At 43.0% G+C, this 19,397-nt stretch carries 9 protein-coding genes and 1 pseudogene; 5 read left to right on the top strand and 5 right to left on the bottom strand.

Going from position 1 to position 19,397, the window contains the following annotated elements; all coding sequences use genetic code 11:
* Positions 1 to 66: 66 nt before the first annotated feature.
* Positions 67 to 6,024 carry a DUF3320 domain-containing protein gene (locus ACT8YW_RS05885; RefSeq protein ID WP_444104321.1) on the top strand — a complete coding sequence of 1,986 codons (5,958 nt, stop codon included), beginning with the start codon at positions 67 to 69 and terminating at the stop codon, positions 6,022 to 6,024.
* Position 6,025: 1 nt separating this feature from the next.
* Here ACT8YW_RS05885 and ACT8YW_RS05880 read toward each other — a convergent pair whose 3' ends face one another.
* From ACT8YW_RS05880 to ACT8YW_RS05870, 3 genes are all read right to left on the bottom strand, one after another.
* A complete protein-coding gene (locus ACT8YW_RS05880) occupies positions 6,026 to 7,156 on the bottom strand; it encodes a retron St85 family RNA-directed DNA polymerase (RefSeq protein ID WP_444104320.1) in 1,131 nt (376 codons plus the stop codon).
* Between the two features lie 205 nt (positions 7,157 to 7,361).
* Positions 7,362 to 9,569, bottom strand: a complete 2,208-nt coding sequence (locus ACT8YW_RS05875) for a DUF5686 family protein (protein ID WP_444104319.1) — start codon at positions 9,567 to 9,569, stop codon at positions 7,362 to 7,364.
* A gap of 166 nt (positions 9,570 to 9,735) precedes the next feature.
* Positions 9,736 to 10,560, bottom strand: a complete 825-nt coding sequence (locus ACT8YW_RS05870; RefSeq protein ID WP_444104318.1) for an Rpn family recombination-promoting nuclease/putative transposase — start codon at positions 10,558 to 10,560, stop codon at positions 9,736 to 9,738.
* An 877-nt stretch (positions 10,561 to 11,437) separates the two neighbouring features.
* Between ACT8YW_RS05870 and ACT8YW_RS05865 the strand changes: the two are divergent.
* The 4 genes and pseudogenes from ACT8YW_RS05865 to ACT8YW_RS05850 all read left to right on the top strand — a co-directional run.
* Positions 11,438 to 11,830 (top strand): annotated as a pseudogene (locus tag ACT8YW_RS05865) (hypothetical protein); the annotation flags it as partial.
* Between the two features lie 138 nt (positions 11,831 to 11,968).
* Complete coding sequence (locus ACT8YW_RS05860; RefSeq protein WP_004301833.1) at positions 11,969 to 14,158, top strand: glutamine synthetase III family protein; 2,190 nt, start codon at positions 11,969 to 11,971, stop codon at positions 14,156 to 14,158.
* Positions 14,159 to 14,274: 116 nt separating this feature from the next.
* The gene (locus tag ACT8YW_RS05855; protein ID WP_004301832.1) at positions 14,275 to 14,976 is read left to right on the top strand and encodes a Crp/Fnr family transcriptional regulator; all 702 of its coding nucleotides are present in this window, start codon (positions 14,275 to 14,277) and stop codon (positions 14,974 to 14,976) included.
* A 64-nt stretch (positions 14,977 to 15,040) separates the two neighbouring features.
* Positions 15,041 to 17,470: a beta-N-acetylhexosaminidase gene (locus ACT8YW_RS05850; RefSeq protein ID WP_444104317.1), complete on the top strand. Its 2,430-nt coding sequence runs from the start codon at positions 15,041 to 15,043 to the stop codon at positions 17,468 to 17,470.
* A gap of 289 nt (positions 17,471 to 17,759) precedes the next feature.
* Here ACT8YW_RS05850 and trxB read toward each other — a convergent pair whose 3' ends face one another.
* Both trxB and ACT8YW_RS05840 read right to left on the bottom strand, forming a co-directional pair.
* Positions 17,760 to 18,710, bottom strand: coding sequence for a thioredoxin-disulfide reductase (gene trxB, locus ACT8YW_RS05845; RefSeq protein WP_004301820.1), 951 nt, complete (start codon positions 18,708 to 18,710; stop codon positions 17,760 to 17,762).
* Between the two features lie 36 nt (positions 18,711 to 18,746).
* On the bottom strand, positions 18,747 to 19,391 hold the full coding sequence (locus tag ACT8YW_RS05840) for a LolA-like putative outer membrane lipoprotein chaperone (protein ID WP_009000539.1): 645 nt from the start codon (positions 19,389 to 19,391) through the stop codon (positions 18,747 to 18,749).
* Positions 19,392 to 19,397 lie beyond the last annotated feature (6 nt).

Raw genomic sequence — 19,397 nt, 5'->3', positions numbered from 1 at the left:
AATAAGACATTATATTATCTATAAATCGGGCGCAAAGGTAGGAATATTTTCTTGATTGACAAAAGAATGGCAGAAGAAAAGAGAATTATATCCGTATTTTTTGTAATATTGCAATCTTTAATTTATACAGTTTTTGCCATGGACGAGAGATTGGACAAAGTCAAGGTGCAATGCGACTATTTACCGCTTATTAATTTTGCGATACAACAAAACGGTGCATCAATCATTCATCAGCTTTCTATTGAGAATACAACGCCTGCCCCGCTGAAGGACATTCAGGTACAAATCACGACAGAACCGACTTTCGGAAACGCTGCTCCGATAGCTGTGGCACAGATTCCGCCCAATGAATCGATATGCCTGTCGTCATTCAATCTCACTTTGTCCGCCAACTATTTCACACAGCTGACCGAACGTTTATCCGGCAATCTGAAAATTGAAATTACTTCCGAAGCAGAATCCGTATTCTGCCAAACCTACCCTATCGACATTCTGGCATACGACCAATGGGGAGGGCTCAATGTATTGCCCGAAATGCTGGCCGCTTTCATCACCCCCAATCATACAGCCATTGTGCCGATCATCAAGAGAGCCGCTTCCATCCTGGGACAATGGACTGATAATCCGTCCCTCGACGAATATCAAAGCCGCACTCCGGACCGGGTAAGGAAACAGATGGCCGCCATCTACACGGCTATCACGGAACAACAGATTATATACAGCACCATCCCCGCCAGCTTCGAGGAATATGGGCAACGTGTACGGCTAGCCGACTCCGTAATGGCACAAAAACTGGGAACCTGTCTGGATATGGCCTTGCTCTATGCTTCCTGCCTGGAAGCAATCGGTCTGAATGCACTCATTATCATCACTCAAGGGCATGCTTTTGCGGGAGCCTGGCTAGTGCCGGAGACTTTTCCGGATCCTACCATTGACGATGTTTCCCTGTTAACCAAACGGACAGCCGAAGGAATCTACGACATTACCTTAGTTGAAACGACCTGCATGAACATGGGCCATTCGTCCGATTTCGACGATGCTGTGAAGAAAGCGAACGGAAAGTTGACGGATGGAAACAGTTTCATTCTTGCCATAGATGTGAAAAGAGCGAGACATTCGGGCATCCGCCCCATCCCCCAACGCATTTTGCATGGACAGGTATGGGAAGTAGAAGAAAAGGAGACCGACATTCAAAAAAGTGCCGTTCATGCCACTCCGCAAAGTATCAATCCGTATGATTTATCGGGCAATGAAACCCAGACCGTAATCACCAAACAACTGTTATGGGAAAGACGGTTGCTGGATTTAAGCCTGCGCAACAACCTGCTGAATATCCGGATTACCAAAAACACGCTCCAACTCATCCCGGCTAATCTATCCTGTCTGGAAGATGCATTGGCCGACGGAGAAGAATTCCGCATCCTCCACCGCCCTGCCGATTGGGAAAGTCCGGCGATGGACTTCGGGATTTATTCCTCCATACCGGAGTCTGATCCCATGGTTGGTTTCATCAACTCGGAACTTTCACAGAAAAGGTTACGTTTCTATCTGCCCGAAAACGATTTAGGTAAGGCACTGACTCACTTATACCGCTCTTCGCGTACTTCTATCGAAGAGAATGGAGCCAACACACTCTATCTGGCTCTCGGACTTTTGAAATGGTATGAGACACCTTCCAGCGAACGCCCCCGATATGCCCCCATCTTGCTATTACCGGTTGAAATTATCCGCAAATCGGCAGCCAAAGGTTACGTAATCCGTTCCCGGGAAGAAGAAACAATGATGAACATCACCTTATTGGAAATGCTTCGCCAAAACTTCGGAATCTCCATATCAGGATTGGATCCGTTACCTACCGACGAAAGCGGTGTTAACGTCAAACTGATCTATTCCATTATCCGCAACAGCATCAAGAACCAGCGTAAATGGGACGTGGAAGAGCAAGCGATTCTGGGTATCTTCTCTTTCAACAAGTTCATTATGTGGAATGACATTCACAACAATGCCAACAAACTGGTTCAGAACAAGATTGTGTCCAGCCTCATCAACGGAAAGATAGAATGGGAAGCCGCCACAGAGGAAATAGATGCAACGGATATGGACAAACAAGTGTCGCCCGCAGACATTGTATTACCCATCATCGCCGATTCTTCGCAACTGGAAGCTATTTACGAAGCCGTACACGACAAGACTTTCATCCTGCACGGGCCTCCAGGAACAGGAAAATCGCAAACGATTACCAATATTATCGCCAACGCGCTTTACAAAGGAAAACGTGTTTTATTTGTAGCGGAAAAGATGGCTGCCCTCTCCGTTGTACAAAACAGATTGGCAGCTATCGGCCTGGCTCCGTTCTGTCTGGAAATTCATTCCAACAAGACAAAGAAATCCGCCGTTATCTCTCAACTGAAAGAAACCACGGAAATTATCAGGCAGACACCTCCCGAAGAATTCAGAAAGGAAGCGGAACGCCTGCTGAATTTACGGGCGGAATTGAATCAATATATCGAAGCCCTGCATAAAGAATACCCGTTCGGAGTTTCATTATATGACGCCATTATTCATTATCAATCCGTGGACGTCGAATCTTGTTTTGATATTCCACAAGTTTATCTGGATACATTAGATAAAGACACATTCGCCCAATGGGAAGATGCCATCGAGTTGTTAGTCCGGACGGCCAATGCGTGCGGACACCCTTATCAGCATCCATTAACCGGCATCTCAATTACCGAATATTCATCAGCCGTTAAGGAGGAGTCCTCCCAACTGCTCACCGGATTTATCGACCTGTTGACCACCATCCGGCAGAAGCTGGATGTATTCTCCATACTTCTAAAAGATACGGATATACACCCTACACGCAAGGATTTCCAGACAATCTCCCACATCATCCGGAGAATACTCGACATTCCGGAACTGACTCCCGGATTGCTGACTTTGCCATTGCTCAACGAAACACTGAATGAATACCAGGAAGTAGTGGTTCACGGACGGAAACGGGATGAACAAAGGAAAGAGATAGAAACCGGATTCACCCAAGAAATCCTGTCTATCAACGCCAAGCAGATGATAGCCGAATGGAACCGGGTATCCGATCAATGGTTCCTTCCCAGATATTTCGGACAACGGAAAATCAGAAAGGCAATCAACGTATATGCTTTAAAAACGATTGAAACAGAAGACATCAAACCTCTGCTCCACCACATTATCCGGTATCAGGAAGAAGCAGAAGCCGTCCGGAAATACATCGGGCAACTTCCCTCCCTATTCGGACGCCCCGGCAAGAACGAGGATTGGAACACCATTGAGCAGATAATCGACGACATGACTTCCCTTCATTCGCATTTGTTGAACTACGCAAAAGACATTGCCAAAGTTTCGCAAATCAAGCAGAATTTGTCCGTACAACTCACAGAAGGAATTCAAACATTCAGAGATATTCATGCTCATTCTTTCAATGAACTGTATCAGCTCGCAAATACACTCACAGCCACCGAAAAGAAATTGTCCGGCATGTTGGGTATCTCGATCGAAGAACTTTATACCGATTCAGCCGACTGGATAACGATTGCCTTGTCAAAAGCCCGAACCTGGAAAGAGAACCTCGACAAGCTCAAAGACTGGTATCAGTGGCTACAAGCCTACCAAACCCTGCATAGCCTGGGAATAGGATTTATCGCGACGGAATATAAGGAAAAGAATATTCCTACCGGCCAACTTACAGACAGTTTCCGCAAGAGTTTCTATCAGGCGGCTATCCGGTATATCATCGCCAAAGAGCCGACTTTGGAATTATTCAACGGTAAGATATTCAATGATATCATTGCTAAATACAAACAAATATCCGCCAAATTCGAAGAAACGACCCAAAGAGAATTATTTGCCCGGTTGGCCTCCAACATTCCGTCTTTCACTCACGAAGCCATCCAAAGTTCCGAAGTGGGTATCCTTCAAAAGAATATCCGCAACAATGCCCGCGGCATATCTATTCGCAAGCTATTCGACCAGATTCCCACTTTGTTGTCGCGCATGTGCCCGTGTATGCTGATGAGTCCTCTTTCCGTCGCTCAATTCATCGATACGGACGCTGATAAATTTGATTTGATTGTCTTTGATGAAGCCTCACAGATGCCTACTTATGAAGCGGTGGGCGCCATTGCACGGGGCAAAAACGTCATTATCGTAGGCGATCCGAAACAAATGCCCCCTACCAGTTTCTTCTCGGTCAACACCATTGATGAAGACAACATTGAAATGGAAGATTTAGAGAGTATCCTTGACGACTGTCTCGCCCTGTCTATCCCTTCCAAATATTTATTATGGCACTACCGAAGCAAACATGAGAGCCTCATCGCTTTCAGTAACTCCGAATATTACGATAACAAACTGATGACTTTCCCCTCACCGGACAACATTGAATCGAAAGTCAGGATAGTCAACATCAACGGTTACTATGATAAAGGCAAGTCGCGCCAGAACCGGGCGGAAGCTCAAGCAGTAGTGGACGAAATAGCCAGAAGATTGAGAAGCGAGGAACTAAGAAAGAAAAGTATCGGTGTAGTCACTTTCAGCATTGTCCAACAAGCCTTGATAGAAGACTTATTATCTGACCTTTTTATCTTTTACCCCGAACTGGAAACTCTTGCGTTGGAATGCGACGAACCGTTATTTATCAAGAACCTGGAGAATGTGCAGGGAGACGAACGCGATGTTATTCTCTTCTCTGTGGGCTATGGGCCGGATGCAGAAGGGCGCGTCAGTATGAATTTCGGACCACTGAACCGGGCAGGCGGCGAAAGAAGATTGAATGTAGCCGTTTCCCGTGCCCGGTATGAGATGATTATCTATTCCACCCTAAGGTCGGATATGATCGACCTGAACCGGACTTCTTCCATTGGAGTGGCCGGACTAAAACGTTTCCTCGAATATGCGGAGAAGGGAACCCGAAGCACCATCAACAGCGTGACAAGACAACTGTCGGAAACAACAGCCTCCATCGAAACGATCATTGCCGACAGACTACGCTCATTGGGTTACACTGTGCATACAGACATCGGTTGCTCCGGATACAAGATAGACATAGGTATCGTCGACACCGAGAACACCTCTAACTATCAGTTAGGTATTATCTGCGACGGCAAAAACTACAAACGTACCAAGACCGCACGTGACCGGGAAATTGTGCAGAATAATGTATTGAAAGCACTCGGATGGGACATCTACCGGATATGGACAATGGATTGGTGGGAAAAGCCGGACGAAGTAATAGCAACTATCCAAGAGGCTATCGCCCGAAAAAAGAGTTCAAAGGTCGGCTCTATGACAACAGCCGGAATTAACTCAACTCCGACAGAAGTGGCAGCACCTGCACCGACGGCACAGACAACCAACAATGAAATTTCATTCGTGCTCAAGGCATCGCCTGCTGCCCCTGAAAAGCAAGCTGCTTCCGTTCTTTCTACGCAAAACCGGATAGAACAAAAGTACAAGTTTGCAAAGATTACCCCATACAGTTATTCACCGGAAGACTTTTTCTTTACGGACAGTTACTCTATCCTCCTCTCCCAAATACGGAAGATTATGGAAAGCGAGGCGCCAATCAGTAAATCCCTGCTCTGTAAGAAAATCCTGTCCGAATGGGGAATCAGCCGCTTGGGAACACGGGTAGAAGCACAGATAGAAACAGCACTCGACACATTGAATATCTATCGCACAGAATACGAAGGACTTGTCTTCTGCTGGAACGACAAAGAGCAATGCGCTTCCTATTCAATCTATCGCCCGGTTTCCGACCGGGAAGCGACAGACATACCACCTGAAGAGATAGCCAATGCCATCCGGCAACTATTGACCGACTCCATCAGCCTGCCTGCGGCAGATTTGATAAAAGCATGCGCACAACAGTTCGGCTTTGCCCGTATGGGATCGAACATAGACGCTGCCATGCAAAGAGGTATTCGCGAAGCTGTGAAAAGGAATTACGCCAAGATAGAAAATGAACGGGTAACGATTGCCAATTAGATTAATACCCTTTCTCCAAACATTTCAAACGGTTAATAGAATCGGATACATACGCATTGTCCGGTTCTATTGACCGCCAATAACAAAGTTCTCCAATCAGCCGTTTCAGATAGACAGGATCACTCGAGCCAATCCGGCGCTGATGTTCCGCCAAGCCTTTTGTCAGGATAAAATAGACATTCTTCCGGATCTCTCTCTTTCTGGCTTTAGGGATTGTCAGTTTCGCACCGGAAGAAACAGATACTCCTGTAATAATCTTCCTGCCATACTCATTGATAAAACGGGTCTTCTTATGATTCGGTTCGAATTTCTCATCACGGATGATCTGTTTGATCCGGGGAATGATTTGTTCTTTGGGAAACACATCTCCCGAAAAAGTCAGGTCATCGGCATAGCGGGTATAAGTCAGTCCGTATTCCGCTGCCAGTGCCGCCAATTTCTTATCCATCTCATACCCCACGATATTGCTTAACGCCGGACTTGTAGGCGCTCCCTGCGGCAAGTGCCTGTACAAGCAGCACAACACTCCCAATACTTTAGACACATTTTCCGGATAACCAATCTTCTCAAATGTCTTTTTCACCCTCCGGCTCCGTATCGAAAAGAAAAAATCATGAATATCCATTTTCAAGACATACCGTTTTCCCAGATGGGGACTGGCATTATCAACCACAGAATGACCGCTCCGGAAACCTACTGCCGCCGGATGAATCATTGTCACAGATGATAATATTCGAGAATTAATGGTGGCTTGAATAGATTGTAATTCTTTGTCAGGAGCAGAAATCATCCGATAACCTCCCTTTCTTTTTCTCATCCAGAACTCCCGGTAATGTTCAGAAACATCCCGTAGAATCTCCTTCAACCGTGCCGTTTCCACTCCCAACAAGTTGGCGCACCAAACAACAGCCGATTCATCAAACTTTTGAACATACTGCGCTCTCGGAACAGTTTCTCCCAAAGCATGCCTAAGCCAGGCTCCGTGTTCCCATTTTACCTTAGTAGTCTTTTCTTCCTTACCACTGCTTGTTGCTTTCCATCTTTTATACCCCTCCTGTTTCCTGCTTGAGGAAATCATCTTATAAACCAGGAAAGCGGTGATAACAATGATCGTTATTAAAATTCCGTCCATTTTGTATATGCATATAAAAAAGAGAGAAGAGAGGATGAGTTATTTACTAAAATAAATTTAGGTATTTATACCTTAGAATTTATTTTCTAGGAAAATACCTGTGCTTATGAGGCGACTACACCTCTTTGATGCTAAATTTTGCCCTCATCCTCTCTTATACAAAGATAAGTAAAATCTTTCGATAAAACAACCGGAACGAAGAAAACTATCGGTTGAACAACTCAAACGTGAACTTACAGCCTATTCCCCCGAATTTCCAATTTTCGCTGCTCACAAAAACTCCTACGTCAAAAATATGCGTACCGATGCCATATCCTACTTCCAGATAAGGTTGAAGGTGCGGCATAGAGAGGGCACTGATATAAATACGTTCATTCTGCACATAACGGGTGTACTTCATCAGATGCCGGAGAATAAGGAACGGAGCTTCGTAGGTGAAATGCCCCCGTACATAACGGCGGGAGGAGTTATACCAACGTGAGTCAAGCACCTGAAATACTCCGCCGATTTCATCATTCCAACCTACGGGAAGATTATGGCGGGAGAAATTGGCAAAGTCCACAAAATACAACTCATCCTGATTGGTGAATGCTCCGAATCCGAAACGATAATAAATATTACGCATCAATCCCAACCGGATTTGATGCTGAAGGTCAAACTCTATTCTTTCATATTCACCCGTACTCTTGAACACTCCTTTAATACCTCGTTCATAATCGACCGAGAAAGTCGGGTATAAAGAATGGAGGTTAATCTTTCGCTTTCCGTTCATATAATAATAGAGTCCCGGAGTCCACTCTATCCGGATGCGGGGAGCGAAACTGATATAAGTGTTCTTGAATTTATCCATAAATTCCGGGGGCGGCATCGGATAGTCACCGGTAATCACAAAGCGGGAAGGCTCTACCGCTGTTCTTTTATGGGCCGAGAACCCCAGACCGATATCCAGTCCATTGACTACTTCAACGGTATGACGGAAATTGAAATACAAGTCCTTAAAATAATCGAGATGAATTAAATCGAAATTGAAGATACTGTCCGGCATAGCTTTCAGTTCGTCCAGCACTTTACTACTATAAATACGGTTACCGTTACCCACATTCAACCGGAAGAATCCCCGCTTCTGCGGCCAGTATTCAAAATCGGCATTCAATGACCAGTAGAATTCCTTACGCGTAAAGTTGTATCCGAGTTTAGGCACAATGCGAAGTAACTTATCCCCTCTGAAAAGACGGTTATAACGAAAATCCTGTCGATAAGACAAACCGTTGCTTCCACTATAACTGAATAAGAGCGGATTGATAAACGGAGAAAATCGCACACTTCCGATATTGGACAAATTGAATTTATAATCTTCTACCATCAAATCACCCATCGTTCCCAAAAAGGCCTGACTCTTGGATTGCTTTTGTACGGTTGTCGTGTCACGCCGAAGCAAATTGTCGGAATATAGTTTCTTCTCGCTTTCGCTCAAAGGAATGGGGCGCATGATAGCAAAGGTAGAAGCATCCGTCTTATAAGCATTCGTATCACACTGCAAAGAGAAAGATTCTGAAAGGTTATAGTTCTTCTTTTCTTTCTTACGTACCTTCTTTTCTTTCAATTCGATGGATTTATAATCTAAAGAAGCGGTGTAATTACCATCCACCTTATTTCCGAGAAATTTGAAAAGAGCTTCTACGTCATAACGCACCGGCAGGAATTCATTTTTCTTGCCTACATCTCCCATCTGAATCCAACAGGTAAATGTTATCAGCTCCGATCTTCCCGAAAAACGAATTTCACGAACACTCCAAACGTTACTGCTGACCACCATATAACCACCCACCAACTGATCGCTCTTGGTACGGGGAATAAAACGGATTCGATAATCCAGATTATTAGGGTCTCCCATCACGCTGTCTATTCGGTATTTATAGTATTTCTGTCCGTTTTTAGCCAGTGGTGACAATAAGCGTTCATCGTTCAGCAGAGATGAAGAGTAGATATTTACATTAAAGTATTCTAGCAACCCCGGCAATCCCCTGTTTCCCCTCACTGTTCCCTGGGAGGCTTTTACTTTTTGATCGTAAATATTGGGAGCCGTATAATGAAGATCACTATATGTTTCAAGCAGATATTCGCGAACCCCCTTTTGCAAACGAAACATAGAAGGTACATAACGAAGAATAAAATTTTTCTTCTGAATGTCCATCTTACCTTTTATATATAGGTTCGCACGATAATCGCTGACTATCGTTTCATACAAAGGTGCAAAAGTCATTACACGTTCTATAATGGAGTCGGCGGAGATTTCCTGATGGATATAAGGATTCATTATATAATTATTGGCTGCCCCCTTTGGTATAAAAGAGAACAGACACAATATGCATCCTATCAATATTTTATCTCTCAATCGTCGTATCTCCTTCATTAACGCAGGCAAATATAAAAAAGAATATCGAAAAGCAATGGAATTAAGCTACTAAAAAGAGTTATCAAGGGCAGGAACCTCTTCATTGGATTAATATAGATATAAGAATAAACAAAAACGACTCATGTTTGAATGCATGAGCCGTTGATTAATAATAGGAGAAAGATTATAATTTCTCTATTTCTTCTTTCGAAATACCCGTAGATTTTATGATAATATCATCAGCTACTCCTAGCTCTTTCAATTTACGGGCTGTTTCTCGTATACCCTTTTGTATTCCTTTTTGTTCTGCAAAATCCAACGTATTAAAATAATCGTTGTAAACTTTCCATTCTTCCTCGTACTGCATTCTTTCCTCTTGGGTCATATTCGCTTTGGAGGCCAACTTTTCTAGTCGTTCAAAAACGGCTTTACGAGCCTTGAAAGGCATTCGATCAAGTGTATCCATGTGCTTTAATATATAAATCCAGCGTTCAAAATCATTTTCACATTCATCCTCTTCTTTATTAAAGTTCGGCAATTCAATAAAGATTTGCCGGAACTTACTGTTGAAAAGCTTACCTGTATCCCTGTCAGAAAGGATAACATCCGTTCTGATTTTAGAGGGTATATCCTTGTCCATCACGAAGTTCATGAAGAACACTCCATACACAGCATCTAATTGAAAGTTCCAAATTCCCTTTCTCGCTTGTTGAGTTATAGCCCTAGAGAGATAGAAGAGGGCACGGTCTTTAAAGTAAGGCTGCTCCCGGTTCTGCATTTCTACGATAATATGCTCCCCTGTATTGGTTCTGCAATATATATCATAGATAAGTCCTCGTTCTGTTTTTACTTCCGGCTGCTGTTCGTTGTTAAGGAACTGAATGTCGGTAATTACATGCTCTCCTACGAGCAAATCATTCAAGAAGTCAATTAACAACTCCTTTTCTACCTCTCTGCCGAATAAAAACTTAAAGCCAAAATCGGTAAAGGGATTGATAAATCTTCCCATTATTATGTTGTGTCTCAATTATAAAACAAAGATAGAGTTTTTTTGTTGAATTTCCTCAAAGATAGGATAAAAGAAAACTTTAATATTCATAACAGTATGGATTTGAACTAATTCATAGTATAGGAGCTTGAACTAAACATTACATAATGAAAAAACTATCTATCATACTATCATTCATTTTAGTAATGTTTTAATTATCACTGTAATATCTATGATAGATAGCTTTAAAAAAATGTATCTATCATACTTTTACCAGTAAAAACGGGTTACCTATCATCTACAAAATAGCCGTATAAATATCCTATAAGCATAAGACGGCTTGTTTTTGTCATAATGAAGCCATATAAATCCGAATATCGCAGCTCAAAAATCCCACTTAAACGGCGATAAGTTTATAGCCCACAAGTGTGTGCTGCATAGCCCGCATATGTAGGCTGTATGGTTTACATGCGTAGGCTGTACGGCACACACTTGTGAACTATAGAAATACTGCCGCTCCCCATAGATAATTAAGCTGTCAAATACAGGTTATCATCCTATAAAGTGTACATTCGTATGTCTTTAAATGGATTATCTCACCTAATGCTACACTAAAATAGATACAGTATAGGAATGATAGATGTCCCTTTTTGCTGATAAAAGTATGATAGATACATTTTTTTAGAGCTATCTATCATACTTATTCTTTTGATAATTAGAATATTATTAAAATGAATGATAGTATGATAGATGTTTTTTCTATTATGTATGACCGAATTCATACAGTTTCACTCATTTTCGCACTGTTTCATTCATTTCCATACAAATAGAAACTAAACAAATACAAGTCTAATGTATTTCCGCATAAAAAATAGAAAATTACAATATCGGTTAATATGAAGAATTAAAGGATTTCTACCTTAAATTCGCTTTCCTTCTGGACCCGGATTCTTGCTCCGTAAACCGTACCGAATTCGAACTATTAAACATTCTGCTGAAAAACCTAAAAAAAATCCTGGCAGCATTGACTCACCTCAACACCCATCCTTGGGATGAAGGCATTGCAGAAATCCAAATTTCATGCGGTGCTTATTCCATACAAGACAACTTGAGCAAAGAAAAACGTATGCAGATGAACACCTCTACGGGTAAACACCTACAATTTCTCACCCAAATGGCTGTGAGCAGCCCAGTGTTCAAGCTGTTATTCAAGAACTATCACAACCATTATATCCAAGTGGAAAGTTTGGTTAAACAGATGGCTAAAGAAATCAACCAACAGCAACAATAAGAATAGAAGTTGGAGAATCAACAGAGGGGGTACTTTTAGAAAAACACATTATTTTTCAAAATACCCCCTCTAAAATAGGGGTACTTTCAGAAAAAACATATAATTTTGCGCCATCAACCGATAAAAAATAGACCATTTATGTCAAAAATGCGTTTTTTTGCCTTACAAGAGCTTTCCAACCGGAAACCTCTGGAAGTTATTGCCCCTTCCAACAAACTCTCTGATTATTATGGTAGCCACGTGTTCGACCGCAAGAAGATGCAGGAGTATCTTCCCAAAGAAGCTTACAAAGCTGTAACCGACGCTATCGAAAAAGGTACGCCTATCAGCCGTGAAATAGCAGATTTAATTGCTAACGGTATGAAAAGTTGGGCTAAGTCACTCAACGTCACTCACTACACACACTGGTTCCAGCCTCTGACAGACGGAACAGCCGAAAAGCATGACGGCTTTATCGAATTTGGCGAAGATGGTGGAGTGATTGAACGCTTCTCCGGAAAACTACTGATCCAACAAGAGCCGGATGCTTCTTCTTTCCCTAACGGCGGTATTCGTAACACTTTCGAAGCACGAGGATACACAGCCTGGGATGTTTCTTCACCAGCATTCGTAGTGGATACCACTCTTTGTATCCCCACTATCTTCATTTCTTATACAGGTGAAGCGTTGGATTACAAAACTCCATTGTTGAAAGCACTTGCCGCTGTAGATAAAGCAGCAACGGAAGTCTGTCAGCTATTCGACAAGAACATCACACGCGTATATACCAATTTAGGATGGGAACAGGAATATTTCCTTGTAGACTCTTCCTTATATAATGCACGCCCCGACCTCTGCCTGACAGGACGGACACTGATGGGACACTCTTCTGCCAAAGACCAACAGTTGGAAGACCATTATTTCGGCTCTATCCCTCCACGTGTCACTGCATTTATGAAAGAACTCGAAATCGAGTGTCACAAACTCGGTATTCCTGCCAAAACACGCCATAACGAAGTAGCTCCCAACCAATTTGAGTTGGCCCCTATCTTCGAAAACTGCAACCTTGCCAACGACCACAACCAGCTCGTCATGGATTTGATGAAGCGTATCGCCAGGAAGCATCATTTTAATGTACTCCTGCACGAAAAGCCATATAGCGGAGTAAACGGTTCGGGCAAGCACAACAACTGGTCGCTCTGCACAGACACCGGCATCAATCTATTTGCTCCCGGAAAGAATCCGAAAGGAAATATGCTATTCCTCACTTTCCTGGTAAACGCCTTAATGATGGTTTATAAAAACCAGGATTTATTGCGCGCCTCCATCATGAGCGCCAGCAACAGCTACCGTTTGGGAGCCAATGAAGCTCCTCCCGCCATCCTCTCTTGCTTTCTGGGTTCACAACTCTCGTCTACTCTCGACGAAATTGTCCGCCAGGTAGGAAATGAGAAAATGACACCGGAAGAAAAAACCACACTGAAGTTAGGCATCGGACGTATCCCCGAAATTTTACTGGATACCACCGACCGCAACCGTACTTCTCCTTTCGCATTCACCGGAAACCGTTTCGAATTCCGCGCCGCAGGTTCTTCTTCCAACTGTGCCGCCTCTATGATTGCAATCAATGCGGCCATGGCTAACCAGCTGAACGAATTCCGGGCATCGGTAGAAAAGCTGATGGAAGAAGGAGTTGGCAAAGACGAAGCTATCTTCCGCCTGCTGAAAGAAACAATTATCGCCTCCGAACCGATTCGTTTCGAAGGGGACGGTTATTCCGAAGAATGGAAACAAGAAGCTGCACGCCGCGGACTGACTAATATCTGCCACGTACCGGAAGCCCTGATGCACTATATTGATAACCAATCCAAATCAGTACTTATCGGCGAACGTATCTTCAACGAGACCGAATTGAACAGCCGTCTGGAAGTGGAACTGGAGAAATACACTATGAAGGTGCAAATCGAAGGCCGTGTATTGGGCGACCTCGCCATCAATCACATCGTACCAACTGCCGTTGCCTATCAGAATCGTTTGCTCGAAAATCTTCGCGGACTGAAAGAAATATTCCCGGCTGAAGAATATGAAGTATTAAGTGCCGACCGTAAAGAACTGATTCGTGAGATTTCACACCGGGTCACTTCTATCAAAGTACTCGTGCGCGACATGACCGAAGCAAGAAAAGTAGCCAACCACATGGAAAACTACAAAGAAAGGGCATTTGCATACGAAGAAAAAGTACGCCCGTATCTTGACCAAATCCGCGATCACATCGACCACCTGGAGATGGAAGTGGATGACGAAATATGGCCGTTGCCTAAATATAGGGAACTGTTGTTTACCAAATAAAACGCCTGTAAGATTGCACGAAAGCTCCCACTTTTGTGCAATCTTTTTATAGATTCGTTCATTTTCTCATTTTTTCTTTTTACTTTTGTGCTGTATAACACAGTTTTGTAGCACTCATGGTAAAAATGAATATGTCAGACATCGATATTTCGGAACCATTATCCGATATGTTAGCTCCTCTAAACAATGAGCAAAAGGAGTTTCTGATGAATAATTATACGATACAAACCTACAAAAAGAATGAAACCATCTACTGTGAAGGAGAAACGCCACATCATCTGATGTGTCTCATCAGTGGAAAAGTGAAAATCTTCAAAGATGGTGTGGGGGGTAGAAGTCAAATTATCCGCATGATTAAACCACGCGAATACTTTGCATATCGTGCTTATTTTGCCAAACAAGATTTTGTAACTGCCGCAGCAGCTTTCGAACCTTCCGTTGTTTGCCTGATTCCTATGAGTGCCATCACTACGCTGGTTGCCCAAAACAATGACTTGGCCATGTTCTTTATCCGCCAGCTTTCCATTGACTTGGGTATCTCTGACGAACGCACCGTTAATCTGACACAAAAACATATTCGCGGACGCTTGGCCGAATCACTTATCTTCCTGAAAGAAAGTTATGGACTGGAAGAAGACGGTTCTACGTTGAGTATTTATCTTTCACGTGAAGATTTAGCTAATCTCTCTAATATGACTACTTCGAATGCTATCCGCACATTATCACAGTTCGCTACGGAACGACTGATTACAATCGACGGAAGAAAGATCAAAATCATCGAAGAAGAAAAGCTGAAGAAAATAAGTAAGATTGGGTAAAGGAATTATAAACAAGTACGTTTGCCCTGTCAAATCTATTTATAACTTAACACACATTTTGACCATGAAGAAAAGTATTTCTCTTCTTCTTTTGTCCTTGCTAATGATTACCCCCAGTTGCCAGAAGACAAAAGAAGCGGTGAACGAGTACAACATCGTTCCCCAACCCAACCAGATTCTTCCACAGGAAGGACGCTTTGAACTAAACAACAAAGTCTGCCTCGTAGTTCCCTCGGATGCTCCGGAAGTAAAAAGCATTGCCGACAGCCTGGCCGGACAACTAAAACTGACAGCAGGAATCTCCTTGAAAGAAGCTGAAAGTGCAGACGGAAAAACAGCAATCTCTTTTGTTGTACAGGAAGGTATGCCGAAAGAAGGTTATAAATTGTCGGTTACTCCCAGCCTCATTACACTCACCGCTTCCCAGCCAAACGGATTCTTTTATGGAGTGCAGACTCTTTATCAGTTACTCCCTCCGGCAATTTACGGAAAGCAGTTGGATAAGAAAGCTGACTGGTCGGTTCCTGCCGTAGAAATTGAAGATTCACCCCGTTTTGTTCATCGCGGACTCATGTTGGATGTTTGCCGCCATTATGTACCGATTGACTACATTTACAAGTTTATCGACTTACTGGCTATGAACAAGATGAATGTCTTCCACTGGCATTTGACAGACGATCAGGGATGGAGAATCGAAATTAAGAAATATCCCAAATTGACGGAAATCGGTTCCCAACGTGAAAAGACATTAGTAGACTATTACTATGTAAACTATCCGCAAGTATTCGACGGAAAAGAACATGGAGGTTATTATACACAGGAGCAAATCAAAGATGTAGTGGCTTATGCCGCAAGTAAATATATCAATGTTGTTCCCGAAATAGAAATGCCGGGACATGCATTGGCCGCACTTGCCGCCTATCCGGAATTGTCATGCGACTCTACACAGACTTACAAGGTATCTCCTACTTGGGGAGTATTCGAACAGGTATTCTGTCCGAGTGAAACGACTTTCAAATTCTTTGAAGGAGTGATGGATGAAGTAATAGAATTATTCCCCAGCGAATACATTCACATCGGTGGCGACGAATGTCCCAAGACAGCATGGAAGAATAGTGCTTTCTGCCAGCAGTTAATCCGCCAGTTAGGATTGAAAGATGATACGATTCCCAGTAAGATAGACGGAATAAAGCACAGCAAAGAAAATAAGTTGCAGAGCTATTTCGTTACCCGTATGGAGAAATACCTGAATAGCAAAGGTAAAAACATCATCGGCTGGGATGAAATTCTCGAAGGTGGTCTGGCTCCCAATGCGACTGTTATGTCATGGCGCGGTGTAGAAGGGGGTATGAACGCAGCCAAAGCAGGACATAATGCCATCATGACTCCGAATCCTTATGTATATCTGGACTACTATCAGGAAGAGCCGGAAATTGCTCCGACCACTATCGGCGGATACAATACTTTGAAGAAAACATATAGCTACAACCCTGTTCCGGACGATGCTGACGAGCTTGCCAAGAAGCATATTATCGGAATACAAGGTAATATCTGGAGAGAATATATGCAGACTTCAGAACGTACAGACTACCAGGCTTTCCCGCGTGCAATGGCTATCGCCGAAACGGCCTGGACACAAAACGCAAACAAAGACTGGAAGAATTTCTGCGAACGGATGGTGACTGAATTCGAACGTTTGAAAGTTATGAACACCCAACCTTGTCTCAACTTCTATGACGTAAATATAAATACGCACGCAGATGAAAACGGCCCTTTAATGGTATTGCTGGAAAGTTTCTACCCGAATGCGGAAATCCGGTATACAACGGACGGGAGCGGACCAAACAAAGCATCCACTCTGTACGAAAAGCCTTTCGTTCTGGAAGGTAATATCGACCTGAAAGCCGCTGCTTTCAAAGATGGAAAAATGTTGGGTAAAGTAGCTCACAAGCCATTATACGGTAATTTATTGACAGGAAAGCCCTATAGGGTTAATTATAAGATGGGATGGACAGGCGATATATTCGATGAAAACGATGTATTAGGAGCTGACAAGACAACCTTTGGACTGACCAACGGCAAACGAGGCAATAACGCTTCTTATACTCCGTGGTGTAGTTTCGGCATCGTGGAGGGTAAGGACTTGGAATTTATCGTTCATCTGGATAAACCGACACAAGTCAGCAAAGTTATTTTCGGTTCTTTATTCAATCCTGCCATGAGAATTCTTCCTGCAGGAGGAGTTGCCGTAGAAGTATCAGCAGACGGCAAGCAATACACACCGATAGCCGAAAAAGCTTTGAAACACGATTATCCGGAAACAGGAAGAATTGCATTCACCGATTCCATTGAATTTGAACCGGCACAGGCTACATTCCTGAAAGTCAAAATCAAGAATGGCGGCACACTGCGTAATGGTGTCAACTTTGAAAAGAATAACGGGCCGGAAGTCATTCCTGCCGAATTATGGATAGATGAAATAGAAGCGTATTAACCAAAGACAATCGACAAATATTGTTCGAGAAGCTTTGAGTTTATAAAATAAGAGTGTGTCAAAACGCAGATTAACGCAAATTATCGCAGATTATTTTAATTATATTGATATATTAATCAACGACTTATAAAATTATTTCTGCGATAATTTGCGTTAATCTGCGTTTTATGATTCATTATGGCACACCTTCCTCTACAAAATCACCCACGCTACAGATTAAACTCTAGCGTGGGTGATTTTTATATTTATAAGGGTTTTAATACCCTCCTATGGTCGGATATAAACCGGATTAAATGAGTCCTTTGGCAGAAAGATAACGTTCTGCTTCCAAAGCAGCTTTGCAACCACTTCCCGCAGCCGTAATAGCCTGACGATAATGCGGATCGGCAACATCTCCTGCCGCAAAAACTCCGGGGACTTTTGTACGGGGACTATCACCTTCCGTGATGATATAACCCACTTCGTCCGTATCAACGTATTCTTTAAAGATTTCAGTATTCGGCTGATGTCCGATAGCCAGGAAGAAACCGTCGATAGGCAAGCTGTAACGTTCTTCATCCGGTTCGCCCCAACGTTTCACCAGGTTTACACCTTCTACCCCATTGTCGCCAAACAAACCAACCGCGTTGTGTTCAAAAAGAACTTCTATTTTCTCGTGGTTCATTACTCGTTCCTGCATAATCTTCGACGCACGCAGGAAAGGTTTGCGGACAATCAGATATACTTTGGATGCAAGTCCGGCAAGATAAACAGCTTCTTCACAAGCTGTATCACCGCCACCGACTACGGCAACTACTTTCTTACGATAGAAAAATCCGTCACAAGTGGCGCAAGCACTTACACCCATTCCGGCATATTTCTTTTCATCTTCCAGTCCCAGATATTTAGCAGTAGCTCCGGTAGCAATAATCAATGATTCTGTTTCAATAACCTTATCACCATCGATTGTTATTTTATAAGGGGCTTTGCTCAAATCGGCCGCTGTAGCAATACCGAAACGAACATCTGTTCCGAAACGGCTTGCCTGTGCACGCAAGTCTTCCATCAACTGCGGACCACTGATTCCTTCCGGATAACCGGGGAAGTTCTCCACATCCGTAGTAGTAGTCAACTGGCCACCCGGTTGCAATCCTTCATAAAGCACCGGACATAAATTTGCACGTCCTGCATAAATCGCTGCCGTATATCCGGCAGGTCCTGAACCTATAATCAGGCATTTCACTTTTTCTATTTCTGCCATTTTAATTTATCTTTATCGTTTTGTTATAAACGTATATTATCTCAAATCTATTACCTCCGCATTGGGGTATTGTTTCTTATTAAACGTAAAAACCTGATCCGCATAATTCTGCTTAGTCTGATAACTTGTAATGGTTATCTCATTACGCGTCTGCTGACCACGCTGTTGAAGCAAAATATACAAAGGTTCGTAAGTATCCTTCGTCACAAAAAGAGTGATATGTTCCAACTCCTGTTTCTTATCCCTGGCAGTCAAAACGACTTCCCAAACGGCTTTTCCACGATACGTCTTAGTTGTTCCTAACTTATAAGAGAATCCTTTCTGATACATATATAGAAACGTATACGGATTAATCTGCTGCAACTCTTCCTGTGTCGGATTGCTGACGTTCACTTCATCATTCTTTGTCACATAACTCCACTGCGTTTTTCCATCAAACCAAGTGATGATATCCGACGTTTTCAGTACGAATTTCTCTCCTTTCAACTGAATCGTTCCATTTTCTGCACCTTCTACCAGACCGTTCGTCACAGCCTTTACAGTAAAATCAGCCTTTACACCACCTGCTTTACGAAACGCCTCTGCCGTCTTGTCAAGAATAACTTTAGCCTGCGACTGTTGTTGGGCAATCACAGGCAAAGACAGTAAAGCTATTAAAACACTAAAAATGTACTTTCTCATTTGATT

The sequence above is a fragment of the Bacteroides sp. genome, from assembly GCF_052357945.1.
In the GTDB taxonomy this organism is placed as follows: domain Bacteria; phylum Bacteroidota; class Bacteroidia; order Bacteroidales; family Bacteroidaceae; genus Bacteroides.
Note: the sequence above shows the minus strand (reverse complement) of the source record. Positions and strands in the feature narration are given on the sequence as shown.